This is a genomic window from Thermobacillus sp. ZCTH02-B1 (assembly GCF_002159085.1).
In the GTDB taxonomy this organism is placed as follows: Bacteria; Bacillota; Bacilli; order Paenibacillales; family Paenibacillaceae; genus Thermobacillus.
The window spans coordinates 269,897-293,578 of record NZ_LZRU01000009.1; the positions used below are offsets into that span (position 1 = coordinate 269,897).

Below are 23,682 nucleotides of genomic sequence, written 5' to 3' on the forward strand. Positions count from 1 at the left end.
TACAAGGCACATACCGTCATTGTATCACAGATTCACATTTTGGGAAGTTCCCGGTTCTTTCCGCGCCCGCCGCACCATGTATATAGACGAACGAATGCCGCATTTGGTGCAGGGAAACGGGATTTTTATCAAAAAAAATGACCACCCGCAAGGGTGGCTGCACGAAACAGGTGCAAATGATTTGGATAGGAGTGGAGAGAAACCATACTGTAATTCAAAGTATATGTATCCGTTTTCAATTTGTCAAGTATGCGTTTACAAATTGGCCCTCCGGCCCATGCGGCCGCGGAAGGCAGGCCGAGCCGCACGGGGCCCGGCGCCCGCGCTACACGTTGACTTCGAATCCCATGCCGGCGAGCTTCCGCACCGCGCGGTCGAAGTCTTCCTGCGTCCGGAACGACAGCCGCAGGATGCCCGGCACGTCCTCCCGGCTCTCGATGATCTGCAGATTGCTGATGTTGATCCGATCGTTGCCGAGCTCCGTCGCGATTTTGCCGATGATGCCCGGATGGTCCGGCACGTCGATGTAGCATTCGTAGAGCGGCTCGATGACGCCGCGCCGGCGTTCCGGCAGGCTGCTGCGGAACTCGCCGGCCGTGCGGAACGCCTCCTCCACCCCGGGGCCGTCCATCCGCTCCAGCATGCCGATGAAATCGCCGATGCCCACCTGCCACTCCCGGAGCAGCCGGATCACGACTTCCCGATTGTTGATCAGGATGTCGCGCCAGATGACGGGATCGCTCGAGGCGATGCGCGTGATGTCGCGGAAGCCGCCCGCGGCGAGCGCGGAATAAAGCGGATTCGTCTCGTTGTACAACCGGATCTGGTTCACGAGCTGCACCGCGATGACGTGCGGCAGATGGCTGATCGCGCCGACGATCGCGTCGTGCTCCTCGGGATCGACATACACGATGTTCGCCTTCGTGTGGCGGATCAGCGCCGCCAGCCGCTCGACGGCCTCCTTCGGCGTGTCCGGATCCGGCGTCAGCACGTAATAGGCGTTCTCGAACAGCAGCGAGGTGGCGGCTTCGACGCCGGATTTCTCCTTGCCCGCCATCGGATGGCCGCCGATGAACACCGCTTCGCCGAAATCGAGCGAGCGCGCGCAGGCGGCGATCGACGCCTTCGTGCTGCCGACGTCCGTGATGATGCATCCGGGCTTCAGCTTCATCGCGGCCAGCCGGCGCAGGTAATCCTCGAGGTTGCCGACCGGCACGCACAGGAAAATGAAATCCGCGTCCCGCGCCGCCTCTTCCATCGAAGTCGTCGCCGCGTCGACGACGCCCCGCGCGAGATACCGCCCGATCGACGACTCCCGGTACGAATGCCCGATGACGCGGAAGCCGGGCTTGCCCTTGAAGCAGAGCGCAAGCGAACCGCCGATGAGTCCGACGCCGAAGATCGCGATCGTGGTCATGGGAATCAGACCTCAACCGCCAGTTCCTGCAGCGCCTGCTCCAGCGCTTCGATGAACTTGCGGTTCTGCTCGGCGCTTCCGACCGTGATGCGGATGTGCGTCGGATAATGCTTCCAGCGCGCCCGCGCGATGATGCCCCTGCGCAACAGCGCCTCGAACACCGCCTGCGACGGCCTGCACGCGTCGAACATGACGAAATTGCCGTACGGCTCGAAATATTTCAGGCCGAGGCGGTCGAACTCGGCTTTCAGATAGGCGAGCCCTTCGGCGTTCTTCCGCCTGCTCTCCTCGACGAACGCCCGGTCCCCGAGCGCGGCCTTCGCGGCCGCCTGGGCGAAGCGCGTCGTATTGAACGGCTCCCGCACCTGGTTCACGGTGCGGATGACGTCCGGCCGGCCGATGCCGTAGCCGATCCGGAGCGACGCAAGACCGTGGATCTTCGAGAACGTGCGGAGCGCGATCAGGTTCGGATAGCGTCTCACATATTCGACGCCGTCCGGGTAGGACGGATCGTCGATGTATTCGAAGTACGCTTCGTCGAGCACGACGAGCACGTGCGGCGGCACCTTCGCCATGAACGCGTCGAGCTCGTCCCTCGTCACGATCGTGCCGGTCGGGTTGTTCGGATTGCAGATCCAGACGATCTTCGTCCGATCCGTCACTTTTGCGAGCATCGCCTCGAGATCGTGGCGGCCGTCCTTGAGCGGCACCTCGATGATCTTCGCGCCCTCGATCTCCGCGTTGTGCCGGTACTGCGGGAACGTCTCGTCGGCCATGATCGTCTCGTCTCCCGGCAGGAGATAGGCGCGGGCGATCATCAGGATCACTTCGTCCGATCCCGCCCCGAAGATGAGCTGATCCGTTCCCACGCCGAGATGCGCGGCGAGCGCCTCCGTCAGCTCGACGGCCGCGCCGTCCGGATACAGGCTCGTGTTGGCGATCTCGCGGATGACGGCCTGCTTCACCGCTTCGGAACAGCCGAACGGATTCTCGTTCGACGCAAGCTTGATCACTTCGGTCAGGCCGAGCTCACGCTTCACTTCCTCGATCGGTTTTCCCGGCTGATAGACCGGCAGATGAACGATTTGGGGTTTGGGCTGCACAGCGGTTCACCTCGAACATTCGGATCGCGCGAGCGGACACGTGAAGATGCGGCGCCGTCCGGCAACGCGGGGACGCCGCTTCGCGCGCTTGTCACAGATCAAATTGTCGCACATCCGCCGGCATTCGGCAAGGGATCAGACGCGCAAAGACCGGATGAAATCCTCCACCCGCCGCACGCCTTCGGCCCGCGTGGCGGGATCGCGGAGCAGCGGCAGGACCTCCTCGATCTTGCGCACGATCGCGCTGCCGACGATGACGCCGTCCGTCTTCCCGCGGAACCCGAGCACCTGCTCCCGGTTCGAAATGCCGAATCCGACGCATATCGGCACCGGCGACGCTTCCGCCACGTCCGCGAGAAACGCGTCGATCGACGCATGAAATGCCGAGCGCATGCCCGTCACGCCGAGCGAAGATACGCAGTAGACGAATCCCCTTGCCCGCGCGACGATCCGGGAGATCCGCTCGCGGGACGTCGGCGCGACGAGCGGAATGAGATGAATGCCGGCTTCCTCCGTCCTGGCGCGCAGCTCCCCGTCCTCTTCCATCGGCAGGTCCGGCACGATGATGCCGCTGATGCCGTGTTCGTTCAGCAGCCCGATGAACCGGTCGAACCCGTACTGGAGAATCGGATTATAATAGGAAAACAAAATGTACGGGATATCCGCCCCGAGCCCGCGCGCCTCCGCCGCCGTGCGGACGACGTCCTCCAGCGTCACGCGGTTTGCGAGCGCGCGCTCGGACGCGCGCTGGATGACCGGGCCGTCCGCGAGCGGATCGGAATACGGCACGCCGAGCTCGATCATGTCGGCACCGGCCCGGGCGCATGCGGCGATCAGTTCCGCCGACGTCGCCGGATCCGGGTCGCCGATCGTGAGAAACGGGATGAGGGCGGACTTCCCTTCCCGGCGCAGCCCTTCGAATGTCGCGTCGATCCGGTTCACCGGCCATCCCCCTCCAGATACGCCATGATCGATTCCACGTCCTTGTCTCCCCGGCCGGACAGATTGACGACGACAATCGCATCCTTCGGGAGCGTCGGCGCCAGCTTGAGCGCGTGCGCGACCGCATGCGCCGACTCGAGCGCGGGGATGATTCCTTCGGTCGCCGCCAGCACCTGCACCGCCTCGACCGCTTCGGCGTCGGTGATCGGCACGTACTCGGCGCGACCGGTTTCCTTCAGCCAGGCGTGTTCCGGCCCGATGCCGGGATAGTCGAGACCCGCCGAAATCGAGTGCGCCGGCAGCACCTGGCCGTATTCATCCTGCAGCACATAGCTGAACGACCCCTGGAACACGCCCCGGCGACCCTTCGTAAGCGTCGCCGCATGCTCGTCCGTGTCGAGCCCGCGGCCGCCCGCCTCGACGCCGACCAGCTTCACCTCCCGGTCTTCCAGGAACGGATGGAACATGCCGATCGCGTTGCTCCCGCCGCCGACCGCCGCCACGATGACATCCGGCAGGCGGCCCTCCGCCCGAAGCATCTGTTCCCGCGCCTCGACGCCGATCACGCGCTGGAAGTCACGCACCATCATCGGGTACGGATGCGGGCCGGTGGCGGATCCGAGGATGTAATAGGTATCTTCGACATGGCTGACCCAATAGCGCAGCGTCTCGTTGCAGGCATCCTTGAGCGTGCGCGTGCCGCTCGTGACCGGCACCACCTCGGCGCCGAGCAAGCGCATCCGGAAGACGTTCAGCTCCTGCCGCTTCATGTCCTCCTCGCCCATGAACACCTTGCACTCGAGGCCGAGCAGCGCGGCGACCGTCGCCGACGCGACGCCGTGCTGGCCGGCGCCCGTCTCCGCGATCACCTTCGTCTTGCCCATCCGCTTCGCGAGCAGCCCCTGGCCGAGCGCGTTGTTGATCTTGTGCGCGCCCGTATGGTTCAGGTCTTCGCGCTTGAGATAGATTTTGGCCCCGCCGAGGCGCTCCGTCAGCCGCGCGGCGAAATAGAGCGGCGTCGGCCGGCCCGAATATTGCCGGAGCAGTTCGTCCAGCTCGGCCTGGAAATCGGGATCCCGTGAAAATTTCAGATAGGCTTCTTCCAGTTCGAACAATGCGTTCATCAACGTCTCCGGCACATAGCGGCCGCCGAATCGGCCGAAGCGGCCGTGTTCGTCCGGCATCCGGTTCATCCTTCCGCCACCCTTCCGACGAAGCTTCTGATTTTGTCCGGGTCCTTCACGCCGTCCGTCTCGACGCCGCTGGACACGTCGACGCCGTCCGGCGCGTGGACGTCGACCAGTTCCCTTACGTTGTGCTCGTTCAGGCCGCCCGCGACATAGAGCGGCACCCCGATGGCATGCGCCGCCGCCTTGTAGTCGGCGATCACCCGCCAGTCGAACGCCGTGCCGGTGCCGCCGCCGGCGGTGTCGATCAGCGCGGCGTCGATGGCGCCCCCGAAGGGCGCGATCCGCTCGCCGGCCGGAGCATCACCGCCACGGATCGGGAACACCTTCCATACTTGGACGCCGAGCTCCGAGCGGATCCGCCGGCAGATCTCCGGCGTCTCCGAGCCGTGAAGCTGCACGATGTCGAGCGGCGCGATCCGCAGCACCCCGGCAAGCGACTCCGGCGAGGCGTCGACGAAGACGCCGACCGCGCGCGGCGGACGCCCTTCCGCGCAGCGCAGCGACCGCGCCGCGCGGATCAGCTCCGCCGCTTCCTCCGGCGTGACCTGCCGCCGGCTCTTCGCGAAGACGAAGCCGATCTCGTGGATCGGCAGGCCGTCCAGGGCGAGGATCGTGTCCGGGTTGCGGATCCCGCAGATTTTGATGCGCACGCTCATCGCCGGACCGGGCCCATGAGCTGGAGGACCGCCTCTCCGACGTCAGGTTGCCGCATGAAATGTTCGCCGATCAGCACGGCGCGCGCGCCCGCCTCCCGCACGCGGCGGATGTCGTCCGGCGACGCGATGCCGCTCTCGCTGACCAGGATCGCATGGTCCGGCGCGAGGCCGGCCAGCTCCTCCGTCGTCTTCAGATCCGTCACAAACGTACGCAGATCGCGGTTGTTGATGCCGACGAGCTCGTCGATGCCGAGTTCCAGCACCGTCTCCATTTCCCGCCGGTCATGCACTTCGACGAGCGCGTCCATGCCGAGATCCTTCGCCAGCCGGTGAAGGCTCGCGAGCTCATCCGGCTTGAGGATCGCGGCGATGAGCAGAATCGCGTCGGCGCCGATCAGCCGCGCTTCATAGATCTGCAACGGGTCGATCGTGAAATCCTTGCGCAGGAGCGGAAGCCCGACGGCATCGCGGATCCGGGTGAGATACTCGTTCGCGCCCTGGAAAAACTCGCGGTCCGTCAGGACGGACAGGCAGTCCGCGCCGGCCGCCTCGTACCCGCGGGCGAGCTCGACCGGATGGAAATCGTCCCGGATCAGCCCCTTGGAAGGCGACGCCTTCTTCACCTCCGCGATCAGGCCGATCTCCCTCCGCCGACCCTCCGCGAGCACTCGCAGGAAGCCGCGGCACGGCGGGAGCTCCGCGATGCGGCGTTCCGCCCCGGCCGGATCCAGCCGTTCTCTCAGTTCCTCAACCTCGCGGCGCTTCACGGCCACGATGCGATCAAGATACATCGGCGAATTCCCCCGTCTTCCGGATCAGTTCCTCGAGTTTCGCCTCGGCGGCGCCCGAATCGATGACGGCCGCGGCCGCCTCGACGCCCGCCTTCAGCGTCTCCGCCTTGCCCCCGAGGTAAATGCAGGCGCCGGCGTTCGCGAGCACGAAGTCCCGGTAGGCGCCGCGCTCCTCGCCTCGGAACACGCGGCGGACGATCGCCGCGTTCTCCTCCGGCGTCCCTCCGGCGACGGCCTCGAGCGGGCGGCGCTCCAGGCCGAGATCCTCCGGCTTCAGTACGTAGGTCCGGATTTCGCCGTCCTTCAGCTCCGACACCTGCGTCTCCCGCGAGATGCTGATCTCGTCCAGGCCGTCGAAGCTGCCGGCGACGATCGCCCTCCGGATGCCGAGCTCGCGCAGCACCTCGGCGATCGTCTCCGTCTTCGTCCGGTCGTACAGTCCGAGCAGCTGCCGGTCGGCGCCGGCCGGGTTCGTCAGCGGACCGAGCAGATTGAAGATCGTCCGGACGCCCAGCTCCCGACGCGGACCCGCCGCGTGCTTCATCGACGGATGGTAGATCTGCGCAAACAGGAAGCAGATGCCCGTCTCGGCGAGGCATTCCGCCGCCTGCTCGGGCGTCAGCCGGATGTTGACGCCGAGCGCCTCCAGCACGTCGGCGCTTCCGGCCTTCCCGGACATCGCCCGGTTGCCGTGCTTGGCGACGCGGATGCCGGCCGCCGCCGCGATGATGGCGGACGATGTGGAGACGTTGAACTTGCGGATGCCCGATCCTCCGGTGCCGCACGTATCGAGCAGGCCTTCCTGCACCGTCCTCACCCGGTGCGATTTCTCGCGCATGACCTTCGCGAACCCCGCGATTTCGTCCACCGTTTCGCCCTTCATCCGGAGCGCCGTGAGCACGCCCGCGATCTGCGCCGGCGTCGCCTCGCCGTCCATGATCCGGGCCATCACTTCCTCCGCCTGCACGCGCGACAGATCCTTGCCCGCGATCAGATGCGCGAGCGCTTCCTGCATCGTCATCCCCTTGACCGCCTGTTCCATGCTCCACCTCTCCCTTCGTGCGCATCATCCGTGAAATGTTCAGTAGTCGAGATTCGGCGCGGCCTGCAGAACCCGCTTTTTGCGCTCCGCCGGGAACGCGGCCTCCGCCGTGCGGATCGCCTTCAGCAGCGCCATCGCCTTGTTCACCGTCTCCTGATACTCCTTCTCCGGCACCGAATCCCAGACGATGCCGGCGCCGGCCTGCACGTAAGCCTTGCCGTTCTTGAACACGATCGTCCGGATCGTGATGCACGTGTTCAGGCTGCCGGCAAAGCCGAGATAGCCGATCGCGCCCGCGTAGGCGCCGCGCGCCTCCCGCTCGAGCTCGGCGATGATCGCCATCGCCCTGAGCTTCGGCGCCCCCGAGACGGTCCCCGCCGGCATGCAGGAGACGAGCGCGTCGAAGAAATCCTTGTCTTCCCGGAGCGTGCCGGACACGTTCGAGACGATGTGCATGACGTGCGAATACCGCTCGATCTCCATGTACGCGTCCACCTTGACCGTGCCGAACTCGGCGACGCGCCCGATGTCGTTGCGGCCGAGATCGACGAGCATCACGTGCTCCGCCCGTTCCTTCTCGTCGGCAAGCAGCTCGCGCTCGAGCGCAAGGTCTTCCTCCGGCGTCCTGCCGCGCGGACGCGTGCCCGCGATCGGACGCGTCTCGACCCTGCGGCCGTCCACCTTCACGAGCACCTCCGGCGAAGCGCCGACGATCACCTCATCGTCAAACTTCAGGTAATACAGGTAAGGAGACGGGTTCATCGTGCGCAGCACCCGGTAGACGTGAAGCGGATCGACATCGGTCTCGATGCTGAACCGCTGCGACAGCACGACCTGGAAAATGTCGCCCGCCCGGATGTATTCCTTCGCCCGCTCCACGTTCGCCATGAATGCCTCCTTCGTCACGTTGGAGCGGACATCCCCGAGATCGGGGCTTTCCGGCGCCGCCATGCCGGCCAGGACCGGCTCCGGCAGCGGCTTCCTGATGCGCTCGATGAGCGCGTCGATCTTCCGGCACGCGTCCCGGTAAGCCGCCTCGATGTCCCGGTCGGTCGCGCCTTCCGGCACGTGAACGTTCGCGATGACCTGCACCTGCTGCTTGAAATGGTCGAATACGATAAGCCGGTCGCAGAACAGGAAATGGATGTCGTCCATCTGCAGATCGTCGATCCGGTGCGCGGGCAGCCGCTCGTAATACCGGAGCAGATCGTAGGCGAAGAATCCGATCGCGCCGCCGGTGAACGCCGGCAGACCATCAAGCGCCGGGCTGCGGTACGACCGGAGGTGCGCCTTCAGCAGCTCGAGCGGCTTGCCCTCGCATGCTTCGATCCGGCCGTCCCGCTCGATCGTCATGCGCCCGTTCTTGCCGCGGATGATCATGAACGGATCGGTGCCGATGTACGAGTAGCGGGCCCATTTCATGCCTCCCTCGACGCTCTCGAGCAGGAACGCGCGCCGGTCGTTCGCGAAATGCTGGAACAGCCGGATCGGCGTCTCCGTGTCCGCCATGATGCTGCGCGCGATCGGAATCAGGTTGTAGCTGGAAGCCAGGCGGATGACTTGTTCAAGCTCCCGGGACATGCTGCATCCTCCTCCTGCAGAGCGTCCGACCGGACACGCGTCCGACCGGAGCCCGGACGATCCGGACGATCGCATCAAAAAAGGCTCCCGCCGACGGCAGGAGCCTGGAATGCGCATGTATGACGATGCTTGCGCGGCCGCATCCGGCAGTCTCCGGAGCATGCCGCATCCCGGCCGTCTGCAGCGCAGCGGCCGCGAAACCGCCTCGTCTCGTCTCGTCTCATCCACGCTCTGCTCGTCTCGTCTCGCCCGCGCCGGCCCTCCGGCCGCGCGGAAGAATACTTACACTATAACGGATCCGGCGGAAATCGTCAACCCGAAGTCTTCCATTCCGGCGAAACTTCATATTTCCTTGAACGCTTATCCCACGTCAGAATCAGCTGCCTCCCGTCGGCCGATCCGACCACCATCCGCGCTTCGTCCATAACTTCGATGCAGGTATCGACGGGAACGCCATCCGTTCTTCGTTCGCGATCTCCGGCATCCGCCCGTCCCCCCGGAAGCATCAACCATTCAAGGATAAAAGGCCAGCCCGACATCCCGGCTGGCCCGTTGAATCGATGAAGCCGATTACGGCGTGTTGTCCGCGTCGCCGGCGAGATCCGGACGAAGTTCCCGGGCCCGGCCCAGGAAGATGTGGCGAATCTCGTCCTGCCGCTTGTCCGTGTTGACGTGCACCATCAGCCGGATGCATTTCTCCAGGCTGCCTTTTACCGGCACTTCCAGCGCGCACATGAGCGGCACCAGCTCCCAGCCCGGAAGCTGGCGGATGGCGCGGGCCGGAAATATCGCGTCCAGATCGTGCGTCACCGTGACGATGATGCTGGCGATGTCCTCCGGCACGATCCCGTTGGCCTCGACAATCCGCTTCAGAAGCTCCGACGTCGCCTCGAGGATCACCCGCTCCTCGTTCGCCTCGACGGTCGTCGCTCCGCGGATTCCCCGCACGGTCATGACACCTGCTCCTCCTCTTTCAGCTCTTCCAGGACGCGCCGCACCCGCTCCGCGGACATGTTCCGCTCGATGTAGACCTCGCCGATCGCCTTCGGCACGATGTACACCATGCGGCCTTCCCTGAACTTCTTGTCGTGGCTCATCGCGTCCATGATCGCGTCGATGTCGTAATGGGCGGGAAGCCGGACCGGAAGCCCGCACTTCAGGAGCACCCGCTTCGTCACCTCGTAGACTTCCCGCGGCGCCCCGAGTTCCACGCCGATGCGCGCCGCGCCCACCATGCCGATCGCGACCGCCTCGCCGTGCAGGAGCTCCCCATATCCTCCCGCCGCTTCGAGCGCGTGTCCGATCGTGTGTCCCAGGTTGAGGACCGCGCGCAGATCGTTCTCCCGCTCATCCTGCGAGACGATCTCCGCCTTCACCTTGCAGCCGAAATAGAGCGCGTATCCGAGCGCGTCCGGATCGAGCGCGCGCAGCCGGTCCGCGTTCGCGTCGATCCAGGCGACGAATTCGGCGCTTCGGATCAGCCCGTGTTTCACGACCTCCGCCAGGCCGTTGCTCACCTCGCGCGGCGGCAGCGTGCGGAGCGTCCCGAGGTCGTACAGCACCATCACCGGCTGATGGAATGCGCCGATGATGTTCTTCGCGAGCGGATGGTTCACCGCGACCTTGCCGCCGACGCTGCTGTCGTGGGCGAGAATCGTCGTCGGCACCTGGATGTACCGGATCCCGCGCATGTACGCGGCCGCCGCATAGCCGGCCAGATCGCCGACGACGCCGCCGCCGAGCGCGACGATCGCCGAATTCCTGTCAAGCCCGGCGTTCAGCGCGGCCGTGATCAACGCTTCGAACTGCGCCAGCGATTTCGCCCGTTCGCCCGCGGGAACGACGGCGACGGCCGTGCGGTATCCGGCCTCCCGAAGCCCGGACTCCAGCTTGTCCAGATAGAGCGGGCCCACCCGTTCGTCCGTCACGATGAGCAGCGGCGACTGCCTGCCGACGCCGTGCCTGTCGAAATAGAAGGCCGCCCGCTCCAGCAGGCCTTCCCCGATGTAGATCGGGTAGGACCGCTCGCCGAGCTGCACCGCAAGTTCCCGCATCAATAAGCCTCCAGTTGCTTCAGGTAGTTGTTCAGGTTGGCGCGGATTTCCTCGACGGAATCGCCGCCGAATTTCTCGAGGAACGCCTTCGCGACTTCCCAGGCCACCACGTGCTCCATGACGACGCACGCGGCGGGAACGGCGCAGGTGTCGGAGCGCTCGACCTGGGCGGTGAACGGTTCCTTCGTGTCGATGTCGACGCTGCGCAGCGGCTTGTAGAGCGTCGGAATCGGCTTCATGACGCCGCGCACGACGATCGCCTCGCCGGTCGTCATGCCGCCCTCGATGCCCCCCGCCCGGTTCGTCGCCCGGTAGAAGCCGCGGCCCTTCTCGTACAGAATTTCGTCATGAACCTGCGAGCCGCGCAATTTCGCCGCCTCGAAACCGATGCCGATCTCGCATCCCTTGAACGCGTTGATCGAGAGCACCGCCTGCGCGATCCGTCCGTCAAGCTTCCGGTCCCATTGCACGTGGCTGCCGAGGCCGACCGGCACGCCTTCGACGATGCACTCGACGATGCCGCCGAGGGTGTCGCCCTCCTGCCGGACCTGGTCGATGTGGGCCATCATTTTCGCCTCGGTCTCCTTGTCGACGACGCGGACCGGCGATTCCTCCGTCAGCCGGATGATCTCGTCGAGCGGCAGATTGTGCTTCGGCGCCTCGATCTCGCCGATGCGGATCACCTGTCCGCCGATCTTGATGCCGAATTCGGCCAGGAGCTGCCGGGCCAAGGCGCCGCAGGCGACGCGCGCCGCCGTCTCGCGGGCGCTCGACCGCTCGAGCACGTCGCGCAGGTCGCGCAGATTGTACTTCAGCCCGCCGTTCAGGTCGGCATGACCGGGACGCGGGCGGTGGACCCGGCGCTTCGTCTCGTCGGTGCCCTCGACCGGCTCGACGCTCATGACGGTCGTCCAATGCTTCCAGTCCTTGTTCTCGATGACGATCGCGACCGGCGCGCCGGTCGTGCGGCCGTGGCGCACGCCGCCGACGATCTTCGCCGTATCCTGCTCGATCTGCATGCGCCGTCCCCGGCCGTGGCCCTTCTGGCGGCGCTGCAGCTGGTAGTTCAGTTCGTCGAAATCGATCTTCAGATTGCTCGGCAGTCCTTCGACGATGGCCGTCAGCTGCGGCCCGTGCGTCTCGCCTGCCGTCAGATACCTGAGCGTCATCCGCAATTCCCCCCGGCGGCCTTGAGGCCGCGCTTCGCTGTCATTTCCGTCCGGTTTTGTTGCCCCGTTGCCTTCGCTCATTATAGTATAGCGTCCGTTCGTTTGACAAGGAATCGCAGAGGTGCGCCCGCAAGTTGCCGAAGAGGCGCCGGCCGGGGACTCCGTTTGATCGGAGGGATCGGAGGCGAGAAGGCTGCAAGGAGTATGAACGGGGATGGCGATCTGGTTGACCGAAGGGGACAAGAACGCGGGGAGGGAGCGGAGATGGCGATTTCGCTTACCGAAAGGGCCGGATCGGCATGCGCTCCGGGAAGCCGGACGTCCCGGCGCCGGATGCATCCATCCCGAACCGGCACGGGCACCGGAGATTCCGCGCGAGAAAGGCCGGCTCTTCCAAAGCCGGCCCTTGGGATTGCGATGTCATCAGCCGTGGGCATGGCGCTTCCTCCGCCGGCCGCCGGTTTCCCGGTCGGCCTTCAGGAGACCCGTCACCTGCGCGGTGTCCAGCCCGAGGAGCTGCGCGCACTCCCGGATCGTGATCCATCCGCGCCTGTAGGCGGCAATGACCACACGCTTGTCCATTCCACCCCTCCGTCGCAGTCGGGATTCACCGTCAGTATGGGAGGGATTGGCGGCGGTTATGCATGTTCCCGCTTGCGCCGGTAGAAAAACGTCTCCGCCGATTCCAGGCCGTACCGGGAAGGCGTGAAGATCTGCTCGGTGCTGCCGACGAACAGCAGGCCGCCCGGCCGGAGCGCCCGCGCGAATTTGTGATACAGTTCGTGCTTCGCGTCTTCCGTGAAGTAGATCAGGACGTTGCGGCAGATGATGAGGTCGTAATCGGAGCCGAACGGATCATGGAGCAGATTGTGCCGCCGGAACCGGACGGCGCGGATCAGCTTGTCCGAGACACGCCAGCCGCCCTCGGCCTCGGTGAAATACAAGCGGCGGTAATCGGACGGCACTTCTCGGAGCGAACGATCCGGATACAGCCCGATCTTCGCCTTCTCGATCACGTTGGCGTCAATGTCCGTGGCCAGGATGTCCGCCCGCGCGAGCGCGCCGAGCCGGTCGAGGATCATCGCGATCGTGTAGGGTTCTTCCCCCGTCGAACAGGCGGCGCTCCAGATGCGCAAGGTTCCGCCGGCCTTCAGCATCTCCGGGAGAAACCGCTGTTCGAGCGCGGCCCAGCGGTTCGCGTTGCGCCAGAATTCGGACACGTTGATCGTCATCCGGTCGAGGAACTCGTTCATCAGCTTCTCGTCGCGCTGCATCGCCTCCCAGAATTCGGCGAACGTGCCGTATCCGTGCTTCAGGCGAAGCGTCGTCAGCCGCCGCTTCATCTGGGCTTCCTTGTATTGGGACAGATCGATGTTCGTCTTCTGCTTCACCCGCTGGATGAACAGGGCGAAATCCGCGTCCTCCATGGGTCCCTCCCCCGAAAGCGCCACGTCCTTCCGGCGGTCCTCAAATCCAGCGACCGAGGTCGAGCTCGTACTCGACCAGTTCTTCCGGCCGGAAGAAGTTCGCGATCTCGCGCTCCGCGTTCTCGGGCGAGTCCGATCCATGGATGAGGTTGTATCTCGTATGTACCGCGAAATCCGAGCGGATCGTCCCCGGCGCCGCCTCCGCGGGGTTCGTCTTGCCGATCAGCGCGCGGGCCAGCGCGACGGCGTTGTCGCCCTCCCATACCATCGCGAACACCGGTCCCGACGTGATGAACCGGATCAGCGGCTCGTAGAAATCCTTGCCTTGATGCTCGGCGTAATGCTTCGCGGCCAGCTCCTCCGACATCTTCATGAACTTCGCCGCGACGAGCTTCAGTCCCTTGCGCTCGAAGCGCGACACGATCTCCCCGATCAGGCCGCGCTGCACGCCGTCCGGCTTGATCATCAGAAACGTCCGTTCCAATTGCTCTCCTCTCCCGTGCGGCCGGGCGCCGATGCGCCCGGTCTTCAGTAGTTGCGCCTGCCGACGAAACGGGCCAGCTCCGCCAGCGTTCGCCGCGCCGGAATGTCCGGCAGTCCGTCCAGCAGGCCGATCGCCTTGTCGACATAGCGGACGGCCAGCCGTTCCGCCTCTTCGATTCCCCGGCTGGCGCGGATCAGCCCGATGGCGCGCGAGCAGTCCGCCCGTCCGTCCGCGTCGCGGATCTTCGCGATCTCCCCGAGCAGTTCGTCCCGCACCTCCGGATCGCGGAGCGCAAGCAGGACGGGCAGCGTAATGTTGCCCTGGCGGATGTCCGATCCCGGCGGCTTGCCGAGCTGCCGCTCCGTCCCGAGCACATCGAGCAGATCGTCGCGGATCTGGAACGCCATGCCGATGTTGTAGCCGTAGCGGTACAGCCGGTTGTAGAGCGCCGGCGGCGCCCCGGCCGCCGCCGCGCCGAGCTGGCAGCTGATCGCGATGAGCAGCGCGGTCTTCCGCCGGATGCGCAGCAGGTAGTTGCGCACCGTCTGCGCGGTGTTGAAGAAATCGCGGATCTGCTCCATCTCGCCGATGCACATCTGCACGATCGCCCGCGAGAGCGCCTGGTGCAGCAGCGGATCGCTCAGCTCGGCGATGATCGTGAGCGCTTTCGCGTAGATGTAGTCCCCCGTGTACATCGCGACCCGGTTGTCCCACTTCGACTTGACCGTAAGCTGTCCGCGCCGCGTATCCGCGTCGTCGATCACGTCGTCGTGCACGAGGGACGCCATGTGGATCAGCTCCAGCGGAACCGCCACCTTCTTCAGCACGTCGAGGCGGTAGTCCCCGAACTTCCCAGCGAGCAGAACGATGGCGGGACGGATCCGCTTGCCGCCCGCCTTGAGCAGATGGCTCGCCGCCTCGCTCAGCAGCGCGTGGTCGCTTGTCACGCTCCGCTCCAATTCCTGCTCGATGATGTTCAAATCATGCTCCAATCCTGCGTACAAATCGGTCAGTCTCATCCATTCACCCATGCCGCTGCGTGATCCGGCCACGTCGCGGGAGCGACCCGCCGCTCAAGCAGCCCCATCCGGAACGCGCAGTCGTAGTAATGGATCAGCCCTTCCCTTTCCCCCGGGCCGAATCCGTATCGCAGCGTGCGGAAATACCGCTCCCAATAGTCTTCCCCGCCGCCGAACCGTTTTGCCGCCTTGCGCGCAAGTCCGCCGACATCGGCCAGCGTCCGCCGCCTGCTCTCGAGCAGCGCTTCGTGGACGCCCCGGATCGTCTCCGGCGCCTCCCGCCAGGCTTCCCTCCGCACGGCGAAGAGCGCGAAGGTCATGCCGAGCCCGGTCCATTCCTTCCACATGCGCGCCGCGTCGAGCACCTGGAGTTCCGGGCCGGCGTTCCAGGAAGCGCGGATCGCCGGGTCTCCGATGAGCAGCGCGCCGTCCGCCCGCTCCAGCATCGCCCCGAGATCGGGCTCCATCGCAATCAGCTCGGGACAGCGGCCGTAGCGGCCCTGCAGCACGATGCGCAGCAGGTTGACCGACGTCGCGGAAGCCGTCGTCACCGCGATCCGGCCGCGCAGCGCCTCCTCCAGCGGCCGCTTCAGGAAGAGCAGGACGGACATCACCTCGCCGTCCGCGCTGATCGACAGATCGGGCAGCAGCTCGTACTCGTCGAACCGCTGGCCGTAGGCGAACGACGAGATGGCCGACACGTCGATCGTCCCTTCGGACAGCGCGCGGTTCAGTTCCGACGGAACGCCCTTTATGACGCGGACGTTGCAAACGCCCGCCTCGGCCAGGCATTCCTCGAAACGGTCGAAGATCGGCCAGACGTTCGCGTAATCAATCCGGCCCACCGTGATCTCGCGTTCCGCCGCCAAGTCCGTCATCTCCCCATCGTCTGTACAGGTTGTGTCCGATTCCCATGTTGTCCAGCAATTTGCCGACCATGAAGTCGATCATATCACGGATCGTGGCGGGATGGTAGTAAAATGCCGGCATCGCAGGAACGATCCGGACGCCGAGCCGCGCGAGCTTCAGCATGTTCTCGAGATGGATCGCGTGAAGCGGCGTCTCGCGCGGCATGAGGATCAGCCTGCGCCCTTCCTTCAGCGCGACGTCCGCCGCGCGCTCGAGCAGATTGTCCGAAGCGCCGCTTGCGATCGCCGCGAGCGTCCCCATCGAACACGGCGCGATCACCATGCCGTCATGGAGGAACGATCCGCTCGCGATCTTCGCGCCGACGTCGTCCTGCGGATAGTAGCGGATGCGGCCGTCGGTCAGCGCGCCGCCGAACCGGCGGTCCAGCTCTTCCGCTCGCCGGCCCGAATCCCAGCCGGCCTCCTCGCGGAGCACCCGCCATCCCGATTCCGAGATCACGAGATGGACCTCAACCCCCGCGCCGAGCAGCGCCTCGATCAGCCGGATGCCGTAGGCGCAGCCGCTCGCGCCCGTCATGCCGACGACCCACTTCCGTCCGCTCACCACCTGTGCAGCACCACCAGGTCAAACAGCGTGAAGGCGAAGATGACGACGCTCAGCGTGCCGTTCATCGAGAAGAAGGCCATGTTGACGCGGCTCAGGTCCTCCGGTTTGACCAGCGTGTGCTGATACGCCAGGATGCCGAGCGCGATCAGGGCGCCAACCAGATAGCCGAACGACAGGTCCGTCATCCAGAACAGCGCGAGGAAGCCGAAGGCCGGAATGACATGGAAGATCCGGGCGATGACGAGCGCCCTGCGGATGCCGAAGCGGGCCGGAATCGAATGCAGCTTCGCCTCGCGGTCGAATTCCGCGTCCTGGCAGGCGTAGACGATATCGAAGCCCGCGGTCCAGAACGCGACGGACACATAGAGCAGCCAGGCGGCCGGACCGGCCTCGCCGGTGATCGCCAGCCACCCGCCGAGCGGTGCCAGCGCGATCGTAAAGCCGAGGATCACGTGGCAGAGCCAGGTGAAGCGCTTCGTGTAGTGATAGAAGATGAGCGCGAACACGGCGATCGGCAGCAGCCGTACGACCAGCGGGTTCAGATTGAACGCCGCGAGAAACAGCAGCGCGAAGGACACGATGATGAAGACGACGACTTCCGGAATGCCGATCAGCCCGGCCGGAATCGCGCGGTTCGCCGTGCGCGGATTGCGCGCGTCGATCGCCCGGTCGATCAGCCGGTTCAGCGCCATCGCCGCGCTGCGCGCGCCGACCATCGCGACGGTGATCCAACCGATCTCGGCCCAGGACGGAAGCCTGTCCAGCATCATGACGGAGCCGAGGATGGCGCCGACGAACGCGAAGGGAAGCGCGAACAGCGAGTGTTCGAACTTGATCATCTCGAGAATAATGCGAATCTTGCGCATCATGCCCTCCCGCCCCGCTTCACGCCGATGTGCAGCGCCGCCACGCCGCCCGTGAGCGGATGGGCCTCCACGTCCGCAAGGCCGACCTCCCGGAAAATCTCCGCGAGCTCCTCCCTGCCCGGAAAATCGGCCAGCGATTCGGGAAGCCATTTGTACTGCTCGTAGCGGCGGGCGACCCATTTGCCCAACAGGGGCATCAGATGCCGGAAATAGAGATCGTACAAGGCCTTGAACGGCTGCCAGGTCGGCTTCGACACATCGAGGCTCACGACGAGGCCGCCGGGTTTCACGACGCGCGTCATCTCGCGCAGCACCCGGCGCAGATCTGGCACGTTCCGGAGGCCGAAACCGATCGTCGCGTAATCGAACGCGTTGTCCGGATACGGAAGGGACATCGCGTTGCCGTGGCGAAGCTCGATCCGCCCGGCAAGCCCCGCCTGCTCGACCTTCCGCCGTCCAATCTCGAGCATCGCCTCGCTGAAATCGAGCCCGACAACGCGGGAAGCGCCGGCCCGGGCCAGCGCGATCGTCCAGTCGCATGTGCCGCAGCACAGGTCGATGGCCGAAGAGCCGGGTTTCACGTTCATGCGCCGCATCGCGAACGCCCGCCAGGCCTTGTGCCGGCGGAAGCTGATGATGTCGTTCATCCGGTCGTACTTCGGCGCGATGCTCTCGAACACTTCGTGGACGTACCGCTCTTTCCTATTGCCTTCCAAAGCCTTCACCTCGTCTCGTTCGTCACCGCAGGCTGCATGGTGAAGGACGGAAGGAACTTCCCGGCGATCTGGGCCAGCTCCGCGGCCAGTCTGTCCGATTCGAGCATCCGGAGCACGGACTGCACCTGCGCGACCGATTGCCGGAGCAGCTCGGTCAGCCGGGCGGTCAGGTTGTACTTCGCGACGAGCTGCCGGATCAGCCCTTCCTCCCGCGGATGCTGGGTAAGCTTCCGGCGCTCTTCCTCGGTGCCGTCCTGCAGGATCAGCCAATACCCCCAGCTGCCCTCAAATCGGCCGGGGGATTCGATCCGCTTCAGTTCCTCCATCACGACTTCGCAGCGGGTGAATCCGTGCAGCAGGTCCGGATAGATCGCCTGGACGCGTTCGTCTACGAGGTTCTCGAACAGCTCGAACAACCCGGTCCTGAGCCGGGTGTGGATGCCGATGTATTCGTCGGCCGTCACCTTGCGCTGCTTCATGCGCGCATACAGGCTCATCTTCAGCCGGTTGACCTCGCAGACCGCGCTGCTGATCCGCCGGATCATCTCGATCTGTCCGGCCTGCGACAGCAGATGGTAGAAGCGGCTGCTGAAATAGTTGCCGGCCAGCACCAGAAGCTGACGGGCGCGCATCTCGCGCCGGGGCTGCGGTCCGGAACGGTTGTCCACCAGGTCGTGCGTATCGAGTCCGAGCTGCACGAGCCAGACGACCAGCGCATACAGTTCGCTCCGCTCGCGGGGAAGCTTGCCGTCCAAAAGCAGCGTATACAACAAATGAGCCCGGGAATCCGGGAATGCGGGCAGCTCGGTATGATCTCGGATCATGTCGTATTCGACGTACTTCTTCGCGATTTCGGGAATGCGGTAAGCGCTCATCCGTGATGCCTCCGGGCCGCAGCCGGCCCGCTCGGACCGCGCCTCGGCCGTATGAATTCGCCCTCTATTATAGCACATTGTGAAGCCGAACACATCCGCGGGTCACGGAGCCGTCAAGATTCCGGTTCCACGCTCCCGAACCGCTCCTGCCAGAGCCGGGTCGTCACGATCCGGAGCCGTTCGCGCCAGATGCGGTCGCGGCCCGGATCCGCGGCCTTCAGACCGGACCAGTGCGAGGCGATCCACGGGTCGGACCGGCGCACGTCCGCCGCCAGCAGCAGCCGCTCCCTGCCGGACGCGGAATCGTGTTCCCCGAACCGGACCAGCAGGCGCCGGACGTTCGACGTATGCCAGAAAGACAGTGCGATCAGCTCCTTGAGATCCGCATAAACGGCTTCCGCCGAACCGCCGTCCGCGACCGTGAAATCCACGGACAGCACGGAACCCGACCAGCGTACCCGACGGATCCGCTGTCCGAATTCGGTTCCCGCCAGCAGGTCGACCAGATTGTCCGAATCGAGCCGGACGGACCGGTCCTGGCCGAATACCGCCAGATGCCGCCCTCCGTCCGGAACGGATTCGGGCGCGATCGCAATGAGCAGCGCGGCCGCGAGCCCGGCGCAGCAGGCCGCCGCGGACAGCGCCTTCCAGACAGACGATGTCATCCCGATCCCTCCGCGCAATCGGCGTTCATTCAGGATGCCCCGCCTGTATAGTGTACAAACAAAAAAAACAGGCTATGCCTGCCGCGCCCGCCGGCAAGCCGGCCTCCTACTCATCCGTCTCGATCATGCCGTGCTTCGTCAGGATCGTCGCCTTCCCCCGGACCTTGATCGCGGACGTATGCTCGGTGAACTGCGCGATCAGCACCTCGCCCTTGTCCAGCTTCTCGGTATGGTGGAACTTCGTGTCCCGTCCCCGGGTAAGCCCGATGACCGTGACGCCCTGCTCCTTTGCCTTGATCACCACGTATTCGGCCAGGCCCGTGTCCATTCCGATCGCCTCCGGCTGCACACGCGCGGGCACGGGGCCGTGCGCATGCGGATGATACGAATATACAAAGAAAGAAAACTGCTTCCCGCTGTGCCGGAAGCAGTTTCCCTGTGAGAATGGTCGGGTGTACCGGATTTGAACTGGCGACCTCTACCACCCCAAGGTAGCGCTCTACCAAGCTGAGCTAACACCCGACAACGCAACAATCATTCTAATCGATCGCCGGTCCGATGTCAAGAGGCTGCGGATACCGAAAAAACATCGTCCGAACGGACACGCCGTCCGGACGATGCGGGAACGGGGGGATCGCTTCAGTCCCCGACCAGTTCCTTCAGCGACTTGCCAGGTTTGAAGGCGGGCGTCTTGCTGGCGGCGATTTCGATCACTTCGCCCGTCTGCGGGTTGCGTCCCTTGCGCGCAGAACGCTCGCGGACCTCGAAATTGCCGAAGCCGACAAGCTGAACCTTTTCCCCGTTTTGCAGCGCTTCGGCAATCGCGTCGAATACGGCGTCGACCGCCTTGGCGGCGTCTTTCTTGGAAAGTTCCGCAAGTTCGGCTACCTTGTTGACGAGTTCGGATTTGTTCATCGGATTCACCTCCCTGGCCGCGGCTGACCGAGTTCCTATTCATACTGTTTAACCGTTCCATGCCAAATTATACCTGCGATTGCACAGTTTCTATACTAATACAGGAATATCCGAAATTCAAGGACCGAGAGGCCTCGCAAAACGTCGCAAAGCGCGCCCCTCGGGCGCGCTTCCTCCGAATCAGAGAATGATCGCGATCAGGCCGCCGGACCCTTCGTTGATGATGCGGCCGAGCGTCTCCTGCAGCTTGTAGCGCGCGTTGTCCGGCATCATCGCAATTTTGCCCTGGATCCCTTCGCGCACGATCGAATGCAGCGACCGGCCGAAAATGTCCGATTCCCAAATCTTGATCGGATCGTTCTCGAAATCCTGCATCAGATAGCGGACGAGCTCCTCGCTCTGCTTCTCCGTGCCGATGATCGGCGCGAATTCCGACTCGACGTCGACCCGGATCATGTGGATCGACGGCGCCGTCGCCTTGAGACGGACGCCGAACCGGGAACCCTGACGGATGATCTCCGGCTCGTCGAGCGACATTTCGGAAAGCGTCGGCGCGGCGATGCCGTAGCCCGTCGTCTTCACCATCTCGAGCGCCTCCGCAAACCGGTCGTACTCCTTCTTCGCGTGCGCAAACTCCTGCATCAGTTGCAGCAGATGGTCCTTGCCGCGGATCTCGACGCCGACCACCTCCTGGAGAATCCGGTCGTACAGCTCATCCGGCGCGTACAGGTCGATCTCCGCCACGCCCTGGCCCAGGTTCATGCCGCTTAAGCCCGCGCGCGCGATAAAGTCGTATTCATGGAACTGCTGCACGACCCGGTCGACGTCACGCAGCCGGCGGATGTCCTGCACCGTGTCGCGGACCGACTGCTCGAAGCTTTTGCGCAGCCAGTGATCCTCGTTCAGCACCATGACCCAGCTCGGCAGGTTGACGTTGACCTCGTGCACCGGGAATTCGTACAGCGCCTCGCGCAGCACGTTCAGAACGTCCGCTTCCCCCATCGTCGCCGCGCTGAGCGCCATGACCGGGATGTCGTATTTCGCCTGCAGCTCGCTGCGCAGCGCCTCCGTCTCGTAGGAATTCGGCCGCGTCGAGTTCACGACCATGACGAACGGCTTGCCGACTTCCTTCAGTTCCTGCACGATCCGCTCCTCCGCCTCCACGTAGGCGCTGCGCGGAATTTCGGCGATCGTGCCGTCCGTCGTCACGACGATGCCGATCGTGGAATGCTCCTGGATCACCTTGCGCGTACCGATCTCGGCCGCTTCCTGGAACGGAATCGGCTCGTCGAACCAGGGTGTCGTGATCATCCGCGGCCCGTTCTCGTCCTCGTATCCCTTGGCGCCTTCCACCGCGTAACCGACGCAGTCGACGAGCCGGACGTTCACCTCCAGCCCTTCGGAGACGCGGATCTGCACGGCCTGGTTCGGAACGAACTTCGGCTCGGTCGTCATGATCGTCCTCCCGGCGGCGCTCTGGGGCAGCTCGTCGATCGCGCGGATCCGGTCCGCCTCGTTCGTGATGTTCGGCAGCACGACCGTTTCCATGAATCGCTTGATAAAGGTCGATTTGCCGGTGCGGACGGCCCCGACGACGCCGAGGTAGACGTCTCCGCCCGTGCGTTCGGCGATGTCTTTGAAAATATCGACTTTTTCCACTCGTGATCCCCTCCATTCGATTTGACGAGAACCCCGCCGGCGGCGCCATCCGCAGTCCGCCGTCATCGAACCGTATTGGACTGGTATCATCCTATTACGGACCCGTCCCGAATATGACCCCTGTCCGGAATTTGCCGATCCGGCTGAACGCATCACTTCCTCTGCTGGTATATGACGGCATGCCGCCGTCTATGACATCGATCCGCAACATGAAGAAAGGCGGAGCGTTCAAGCTCCGCCTTCGTCGTGCCGATCGGCGCCTGATTCATTTGTCCGGATAACGTGCGGCCGGATCGCCGTCGATCCAGTGATAGACGGGTGATTTGACCGGCACGAACAAGGTTTCGCGCACGAGCAGCTCGCGCAGATCCTCGTCCGGTGCCGGCGCCGTCCCCTTGCCCTCGACCAGCCTGCGGATGTCGGCGGCGTAATCGGCGAACACCTCGCCGCTTTCGTGCACGAGCACGTGGATCGGCTGTCCGCTGAAGACGCTGCGGATGTCCGGTTTGCGTCCGCCCAGCTTGTCGAAGTCCAGCAAGCGGAACGACGGGTAGAGCTCTTCTCCGGCCGGAAGCGCGCCGCCGTGCGACGCCGCGTATTCCTTCACGCGTTTCTCTAGATCGTTCAGCTTCTGGAGAACCGCGATGTTCAGCAGCCGGACGGTCGGCTCGGTCTCCTCGTCCAGCACGAGGAAATAGTAGTTTCCGCCCTTTTCGAAGGCCGCCGCCGGCAAATCCGAAAGATACCCGGTCCTCAGGAGCCTGGCCAAATCGACGACGAATTTCTCGTACCTCGGCGTGTCCGCGTCCGCGTTCCGGATCGGCAGAAGTCCCGTGTCCCGCCGGTATTCCTCCACCGCCGCCTGGACGATCCGGACCGCATCGCGCGGCGGCATCCGGTTCTGGGCCAGTTGCTCCTTCGGGTACAGGCATCCGGTCAGCACCGCGGACAGCAGCAGGACGACCGCCGCCGCGCGCCATGCGGAAGCGGAACGCCTCGCGGCTTGTCCCGTCATGTCCGTCCTTCCGCTCCTTCCCTGCGGCCGTTCGCCGCGGCCGCCAACAGCTCCTCCACGGCCGCAACCGCTTCGGGCGTGAAGCCGCCGGCCGCCGTCAGCGCGCGGAACGCGCGCAGATGCCGGTCCGGATCCGCGGCGATCGCTCCCGAGACCAGCTCCATCCGGTCCCGGCGCCCGCGCAGCCAGTTGAACCACAGCTCGTGCGCGAGCGGGACGATGTCCACGCCGCATCCGCAGGGCGCGAGGACGCGGCGCCCGGCCAGCGGCAGGATCACGTCCCGCACCCGCATCTCGTACCGGCAGCCGCGGTCCGAGACGACGAATCCGCCGACGAGCTCCACCCGGATGCCTTCCACAAGATAATGACTCAGAATCGATTCGTAGCGCTCCGTCACGCTCCGGACCGGACGGTCGACCGCGTAAGGCGCCAGCGCCTCGTGCATCGCCCGCGCGTCGGCCGGATCCGCGTACAGGTCCAGATCGCGCGGCGGCGCGGGAAGCTCCAGGCCGCGCAGCATGAGCCCCGCGCTGCCGCCGACAACCCAGGCGATCCCGGTCCCGGCGATCCGTTCCACGATGCGGCAGAGCGCCCGCTCCAGTCCAGCCTTGCTGTCCAT

Annotated in this window: 26 protein-coding genes and 1 tRNA gene; all 27 read right to left on the minus strand. The window is 65.0% G+C overall.

Annotation, left to right across the window (positions count from 1 at the left end; translation table 11 throughout):
• Positions 1-325: 325 nt before the first annotated feature.
• Positions 326-1,417, minus strand: a complete 1,092-nt coding sequence (locus tag A9Z00_RS02895; RefSeq protein ID WP_296974144.1) for a prephenate dehydrogenase — start codon at positions 1,415-1,417, stop codon at positions 326-328.
• A gap of 5 nt (positions 1,418-1,422) precedes the next feature.
• On the minus strand, positions 1,423-2,520 hold the full coding sequence (hisC, locus tag A9Z00_RS02900) for a histidinol-phosphate transaminase (protein WP_296974146.1): 1,098 nt from the start codon (positions 2,518-2,520) through the stop codon (positions 1,423-1,425).
• A gap of 135 nt (positions 2,521-2,655) precedes the next feature.
• Positions 2,656-3,462 (minus strand): tryptophan synthase subunit alpha, encoded by an 807-nt coding sequence (gene trpA / locus A9Z00_RS02905; RefSeq protein ID WP_296974148.1) that lies wholly within the window; start codon positions 3,460-3,462, stop codon positions 2,656-2,658.
• Positions 3,459-4,655, minus strand: a complete 1,197-nt coding sequence (trpB, locus tag A9Z00_RS02910; RefSeq protein ID WP_296974149.1) for a tryptophan synthase subunit beta — start codon at positions 4,653-4,655, stop codon at positions 3,459-3,461. The genes trpA and trpB overlap by 4 nt, the downstream gene beginning before the upstream one ends.
• Positions 4,652-5,308: a phosphoribosylanthranilate isomerase gene (locus tag A9Z00_RS02915; protein WP_296974151.1), complete on the minus strand. Its 657-nt coding sequence runs from the start codon at positions 5,306-5,308 to the stop codon at positions 4,652-4,654. Before A9Z00_RS02915 ends, trpB begins: the two co-directional genes overlap by 4 nt.
• Positions 5,305-6,099, minus strand: a complete 795-nt coding sequence (trpC, locus tag A9Z00_RS02920; RefSeq protein ID WP_296974153.1) for an indole-3-glycerol phosphate synthase TrpC — start codon at positions 6,097-6,099, stop codon at positions 5,305-5,307. Before trpC ends, A9Z00_RS02915 begins: the two co-directional genes overlap by 4 nt.
• Entirely contained in the window at positions 6,089-7,141 is a 1,053-nt protein-coding gene (gene trpD, locus A9Z00_RS02925) for an anthranilate phosphoribosyltransferase (RefSeq protein ID WP_296974156.1), read from the minus strand. Before trpD ends, trpC begins: the two co-directional genes overlap by 11 nt.
• Positions 7,142-7,180: 39 nt before the next feature.
• On the minus strand, positions 7,181-8,722 hold the full coding sequence (gene trpE / locus A9Z00_RS02930) for an anthranilate synthase component I (RefSeq protein ID WP_296974159.1): 1,542 nt from the start codon (positions 8,720-8,722) through the stop codon (positions 7,181-7,183).
• A 570-nt stretch (positions 8,723-9,292) separates the two neighbouring features.
• Positions 9,293-9,676 (minus strand): chorismate mutase, encoded by a 384-nt coding sequence (gene aroH / locus A9Z00_RS02935; protein ID WP_296974160.1) that lies wholly within the window; start codon positions 9,674-9,676, stop codon positions 9,293-9,295.
• Positions 9,673-10,776, minus strand: a complete 1,104-nt coding sequence (aroB, locus tag A9Z00_RS02940) for a 3-dehydroquinate synthase (RefSeq protein ID WP_296974161.1) — start codon at positions 10,774-10,776, stop codon at positions 9,673-9,675. Before aroB ends, aroH begins: the two co-directional genes overlap by 4 nt.
• Positions 10,776-11,945, minus strand: coding sequence for a chorismate synthase (aroC, locus tag A9Z00_RS02945; RefSeq protein WP_296974163.1), 1,170 nt, complete (start codon positions 11,943-11,945; stop codon positions 10,776-10,778). The genes aroB and aroC overlap by 1 nt, the downstream gene beginning before the upstream one ends.
• A 423-nt stretch (positions 11,946-12,368) precedes the next feature.
• Positions 12,369-12,527, minus strand: coding sequence for a hypothetical protein (locus A9Z00_RS02950; protein WP_296974165.1), 159 nt, complete (start codon positions 12,525-12,527; stop codon positions 12,369-12,371).
• A gap of 56 nt (positions 12,528-12,583) precedes the next feature.
• Positions 12,584-13,372, minus strand: coding sequence for a CheR family methyltransferase (locus A9Z00_RS02955; protein ID WP_296974169.1), 789 nt, complete (start codon positions 13,370-13,372; stop codon positions 12,584-12,586).
• A 40-nt stretch (positions 13,373-13,412) separates the two neighbouring features.
• Entirely contained in the window at positions 13,413-13,856 is a 444-nt protein-coding gene (gene ndk, locus A9Z00_RS02960; protein WP_296974170.1) for a nucleoside-diphosphate kinase, read from the minus strand.
• A gap of 44 nt (positions 13,857-13,900) precedes the next feature.
• Positions 13,901-14,875, minus strand: coding sequence for a polyprenyl synthetase family protein (locus A9Z00_RS02965; RefSeq protein ID WP_296974730.1), 975 nt, complete (start codon positions 14,873-14,875; stop codon positions 13,901-13,903).
• Positions 14,872-15,744 carry a menaquinone biosynthetic enzyme MqnA/MqnD family protein gene (locus A9Z00_RS02970; RefSeq protein ID WP_296974172.1) on the minus strand — a complete coding sequence of 291 codons (873 nt, stop codon included), beginning with the start codon at positions 15,742-15,744 and terminating at the stop codon, positions 14,872-14,874. The genes A9Z00_RS02965 and A9Z00_RS02970 overlap by 4 nt, the downstream gene beginning before the upstream one ends.
• Entirely contained in the window at positions 15,707-16,321 is a 615-nt protein-coding gene (locus tag A9Z00_RS02975) for a UbiX family flavin prenyltransferase (RefSeq protein WP_483316261.1), read from the minus strand. Before A9Z00_RS02975 ends, A9Z00_RS02970 begins: the two co-directional genes overlap by 38 nt.
• 23 nt (positions 16,322-16,344) lie before the next feature.
• A complete protein-coding gene (locus A9Z00_RS02980; RefSeq protein ID WP_296974175.1) occupies positions 16,345-17,220 on the minus strand; it encodes a UbiA-like polyprenyltransferase in 876 nt (291 codons plus the stop codon).
• On the minus strand, positions 17,217-17,933 hold the full coding sequence (locus A9Z00_RS02985) for a demethylmenaquinone methyltransferase (protein WP_296974176.1): 717 nt from the start codon (positions 17,931-17,933) through the stop codon (positions 17,217-17,219). Before A9Z00_RS02985 ends, A9Z00_RS02980 begins: the two co-directional genes overlap by 4 nt.
• Positions 17,934-17,938: 5 nt before the next feature.
• On the minus strand, positions 17,939-18,808 hold the full coding sequence (locus A9Z00_RS02990; RefSeq protein WP_296974178.1) for a heptaprenyl diphosphate synthase component 1: 870 nt from the start codon (positions 18,806-18,808) through the stop codon (positions 17,939-17,941).
• Between the two features lie 113 nt (positions 18,809-18,921).
• On the minus strand, positions 18,922-19,473 hold the full coding sequence (locus A9Z00_RS02995) for a hypothetical protein (RefSeq protein ID WP_296974181.1): 552 nt from the start codon (positions 19,471-19,473) through the stop codon (positions 18,922-18,924).
• Positions 19,474-19,579: 106 nt separating this feature from the next.
• The gene (gene mtrB, locus A9Z00_RS03000; RefSeq protein ID WP_296974183.1) at positions 19,580-19,801 is read right to left on the minus strand and encodes a trp RNA-binding attenuation protein MtrB; all 222 of its coding nucleotides are present in this window, start codon (positions 19,799-19,801) and stop codon (positions 19,580-19,582) included.
• Between the two features lie 117 nt (positions 19,802-19,918).
• Positions 19,919-19,995, minus strand: a tRNA-Pro gene (locus tag A9Z00_RS03005).
• A gap of 117 nt (positions 19,996-20,112) precedes the next feature.
• Entirely contained in the window at positions 20,113-20,397 is a 285-nt protein-coding gene (locus A9Z00_RS03010; RefSeq protein ID WP_483316256.1) for an HU family DNA-binding protein, read from the minus strand.
• 171 nt (positions 20,398-20,568) lie between these two features.
• Complete coding sequence (spoIVA, locus tag A9Z00_RS03015; protein WP_296974188.1) at positions 20,569-22,047, minus strand: stage IV sporulation protein A; 1,479 nt, start codon at positions 22,045-22,047, stop codon at positions 20,569-20,571.
• 265 nt (positions 22,048-22,312) lie between these two features.
• On the minus strand, positions 22,313-23,062 hold the full coding sequence (locus A9Z00_RS03020; protein ID WP_296974190.1) for a hypothetical protein: 750 nt from the start codon (positions 23,060-23,062) through the stop codon (positions 22,313-22,315).
• The gene (locus A9Z00_RS03025; protein ID WP_296974193.1) at positions 23,059-23,682 is read right to left on the minus strand and encodes a nucleotidyltransferase family protein; all 624 of its coding nucleotides are present in this window, start codon (positions 23,680-23,682) and stop codon (positions 23,059-23,061) included. Before A9Z00_RS03025 ends, A9Z00_RS03020 begins: the two co-directional genes overlap by 4 nt.

Bases quoted from the DNA above. Each gene is read 5' to 3' on its own strand.
- A9Z00_RS02895 (WP_296974144.1), bottom strand. From the start codon at position 1,417: ATGACCACGATCGCGATCTTCGGCGTCGGACTCATCGGCGGTTCGCTT.
- trpB (WP_296974149.1), bottom strand. From the start codon at position 4,655: ATGAACCGGATGCCGGACGAACACGGCCGCTTCGGCCGATTCGGCGGC.
- A9Z00_RS02915 (WP_296974151.1), bottom strand. From the start codon at position 5,308: ATGAGCGTGCGCATCAAAATCTGCGGGATCCGCAACCCGGACACGATC.
- trpC (WP_296974153.1), bottom strand. From the start codon at position 6,099: ATGTATCTTGATCGCATCGTGGCCGTGAAGCGCCGCGAGGTTGAGGAA.
- trpD (WP_296974156.1), bottom strand. From the start codon at position 7,141: ATGGAACAGGCGGTCAAGGGGATGACGATGCAGGAAGCGCTCGCGCAT.
- trpE (WP_296974159.1), bottom strand. From the start codon at position 8,722: ATGTCCCGGGAGCTTGAACAAGTCATCCGCCTGGCTTCCAGCTACAAC.
- aroH (WP_296974160.1), bottom strand. From the start codon at position 9,676: ATGACCGTGCGGGGAATCCGCGGAGCGACGACCGTCGAGGCGAACGAG.
- aroB (WP_296974161.1), bottom strand. From the start codon at position 10,776: ATGCGGGAACTTGCGGTGCAGCTCGGCGAGCGGTCCTACCCGATCTAC.
- aroC (WP_296974163.1), bottom strand. From the start codon at position 11,945: ATGACGCTCAGGTATCTGACGGCAGGCGAGACGCACGGGCCGCAGCTG.
- A9Z00_RS02950 (WP_296974165.1), bottom strand. From the start codon at position 12,527: ATGGACAAGCGTGTGGTCATTGCCGCCTACAGGCGCGGATGGATCACG.
- A9Z00_RS02955 (WP_296974169.1), bottom strand. From the start codon at position 13,372: ATGGAGGACGCGGATTTCGCCCTGTTCATCCAGCGGGTGAAGCAGAAG.
- A9Z00_RS02965 (WP_296974730.1), bottom strand. From the start codon at position 14,875: ATGAGACTGACCGATTTGTACGCAGGATTGGAGCATGATTTGAACATC.
- A9Z00_RS02975 (WP_483316261.1), bottom strand. From the start codon at position 16,321: ATGACGGGCGCGAGCGGCTGCGCCTACGGCATCCGGCTGATCGAGGCG.
- A9Z00_RS02980 (WP_296974175.1), bottom strand. From the start codon at position 17,220: ATGATGCGCAAGATTCGCATTATTCTCGAGATGATCAAGTTCGAACAC.
- A9Z00_RS02990 (WP_296974178.1), bottom strand. From the start codon at position 18,808: ATGAGCGCTTACCGCATTCCCGAAATCGCGAAGAAGTACGTCGAATAC.
- A9Z00_RS02995 (WP_296974181.1), bottom strand. From the start codon at position 19,473: ATGACATCGTCTGTCTGGAAGGCGCTGTCCGCGGCGGCCTGCTGCGCC.
- mtrB (WP_296974183.1), bottom strand. From the start codon at position 19,801: ATGGACACGGGCCTGGCCGAATACGTGGTGATCAAGGCAAAGGAGCAG.
- A9Z00_RS03020 (WP_296974190.1), bottom strand. From the start codon at position 23,062: ATGACGGGACAAGCCGCGAGGCGTTCCGCTTCCGCATGGCGCGCGGCG.
- A9Z00_RS03025 (WP_296974193.1), bottom strand. From the start codon at position 23,682: ATGGACAGCAAGGCTGGACTGGAGCGGGCGCTCTGCCGCATCGTGGAA.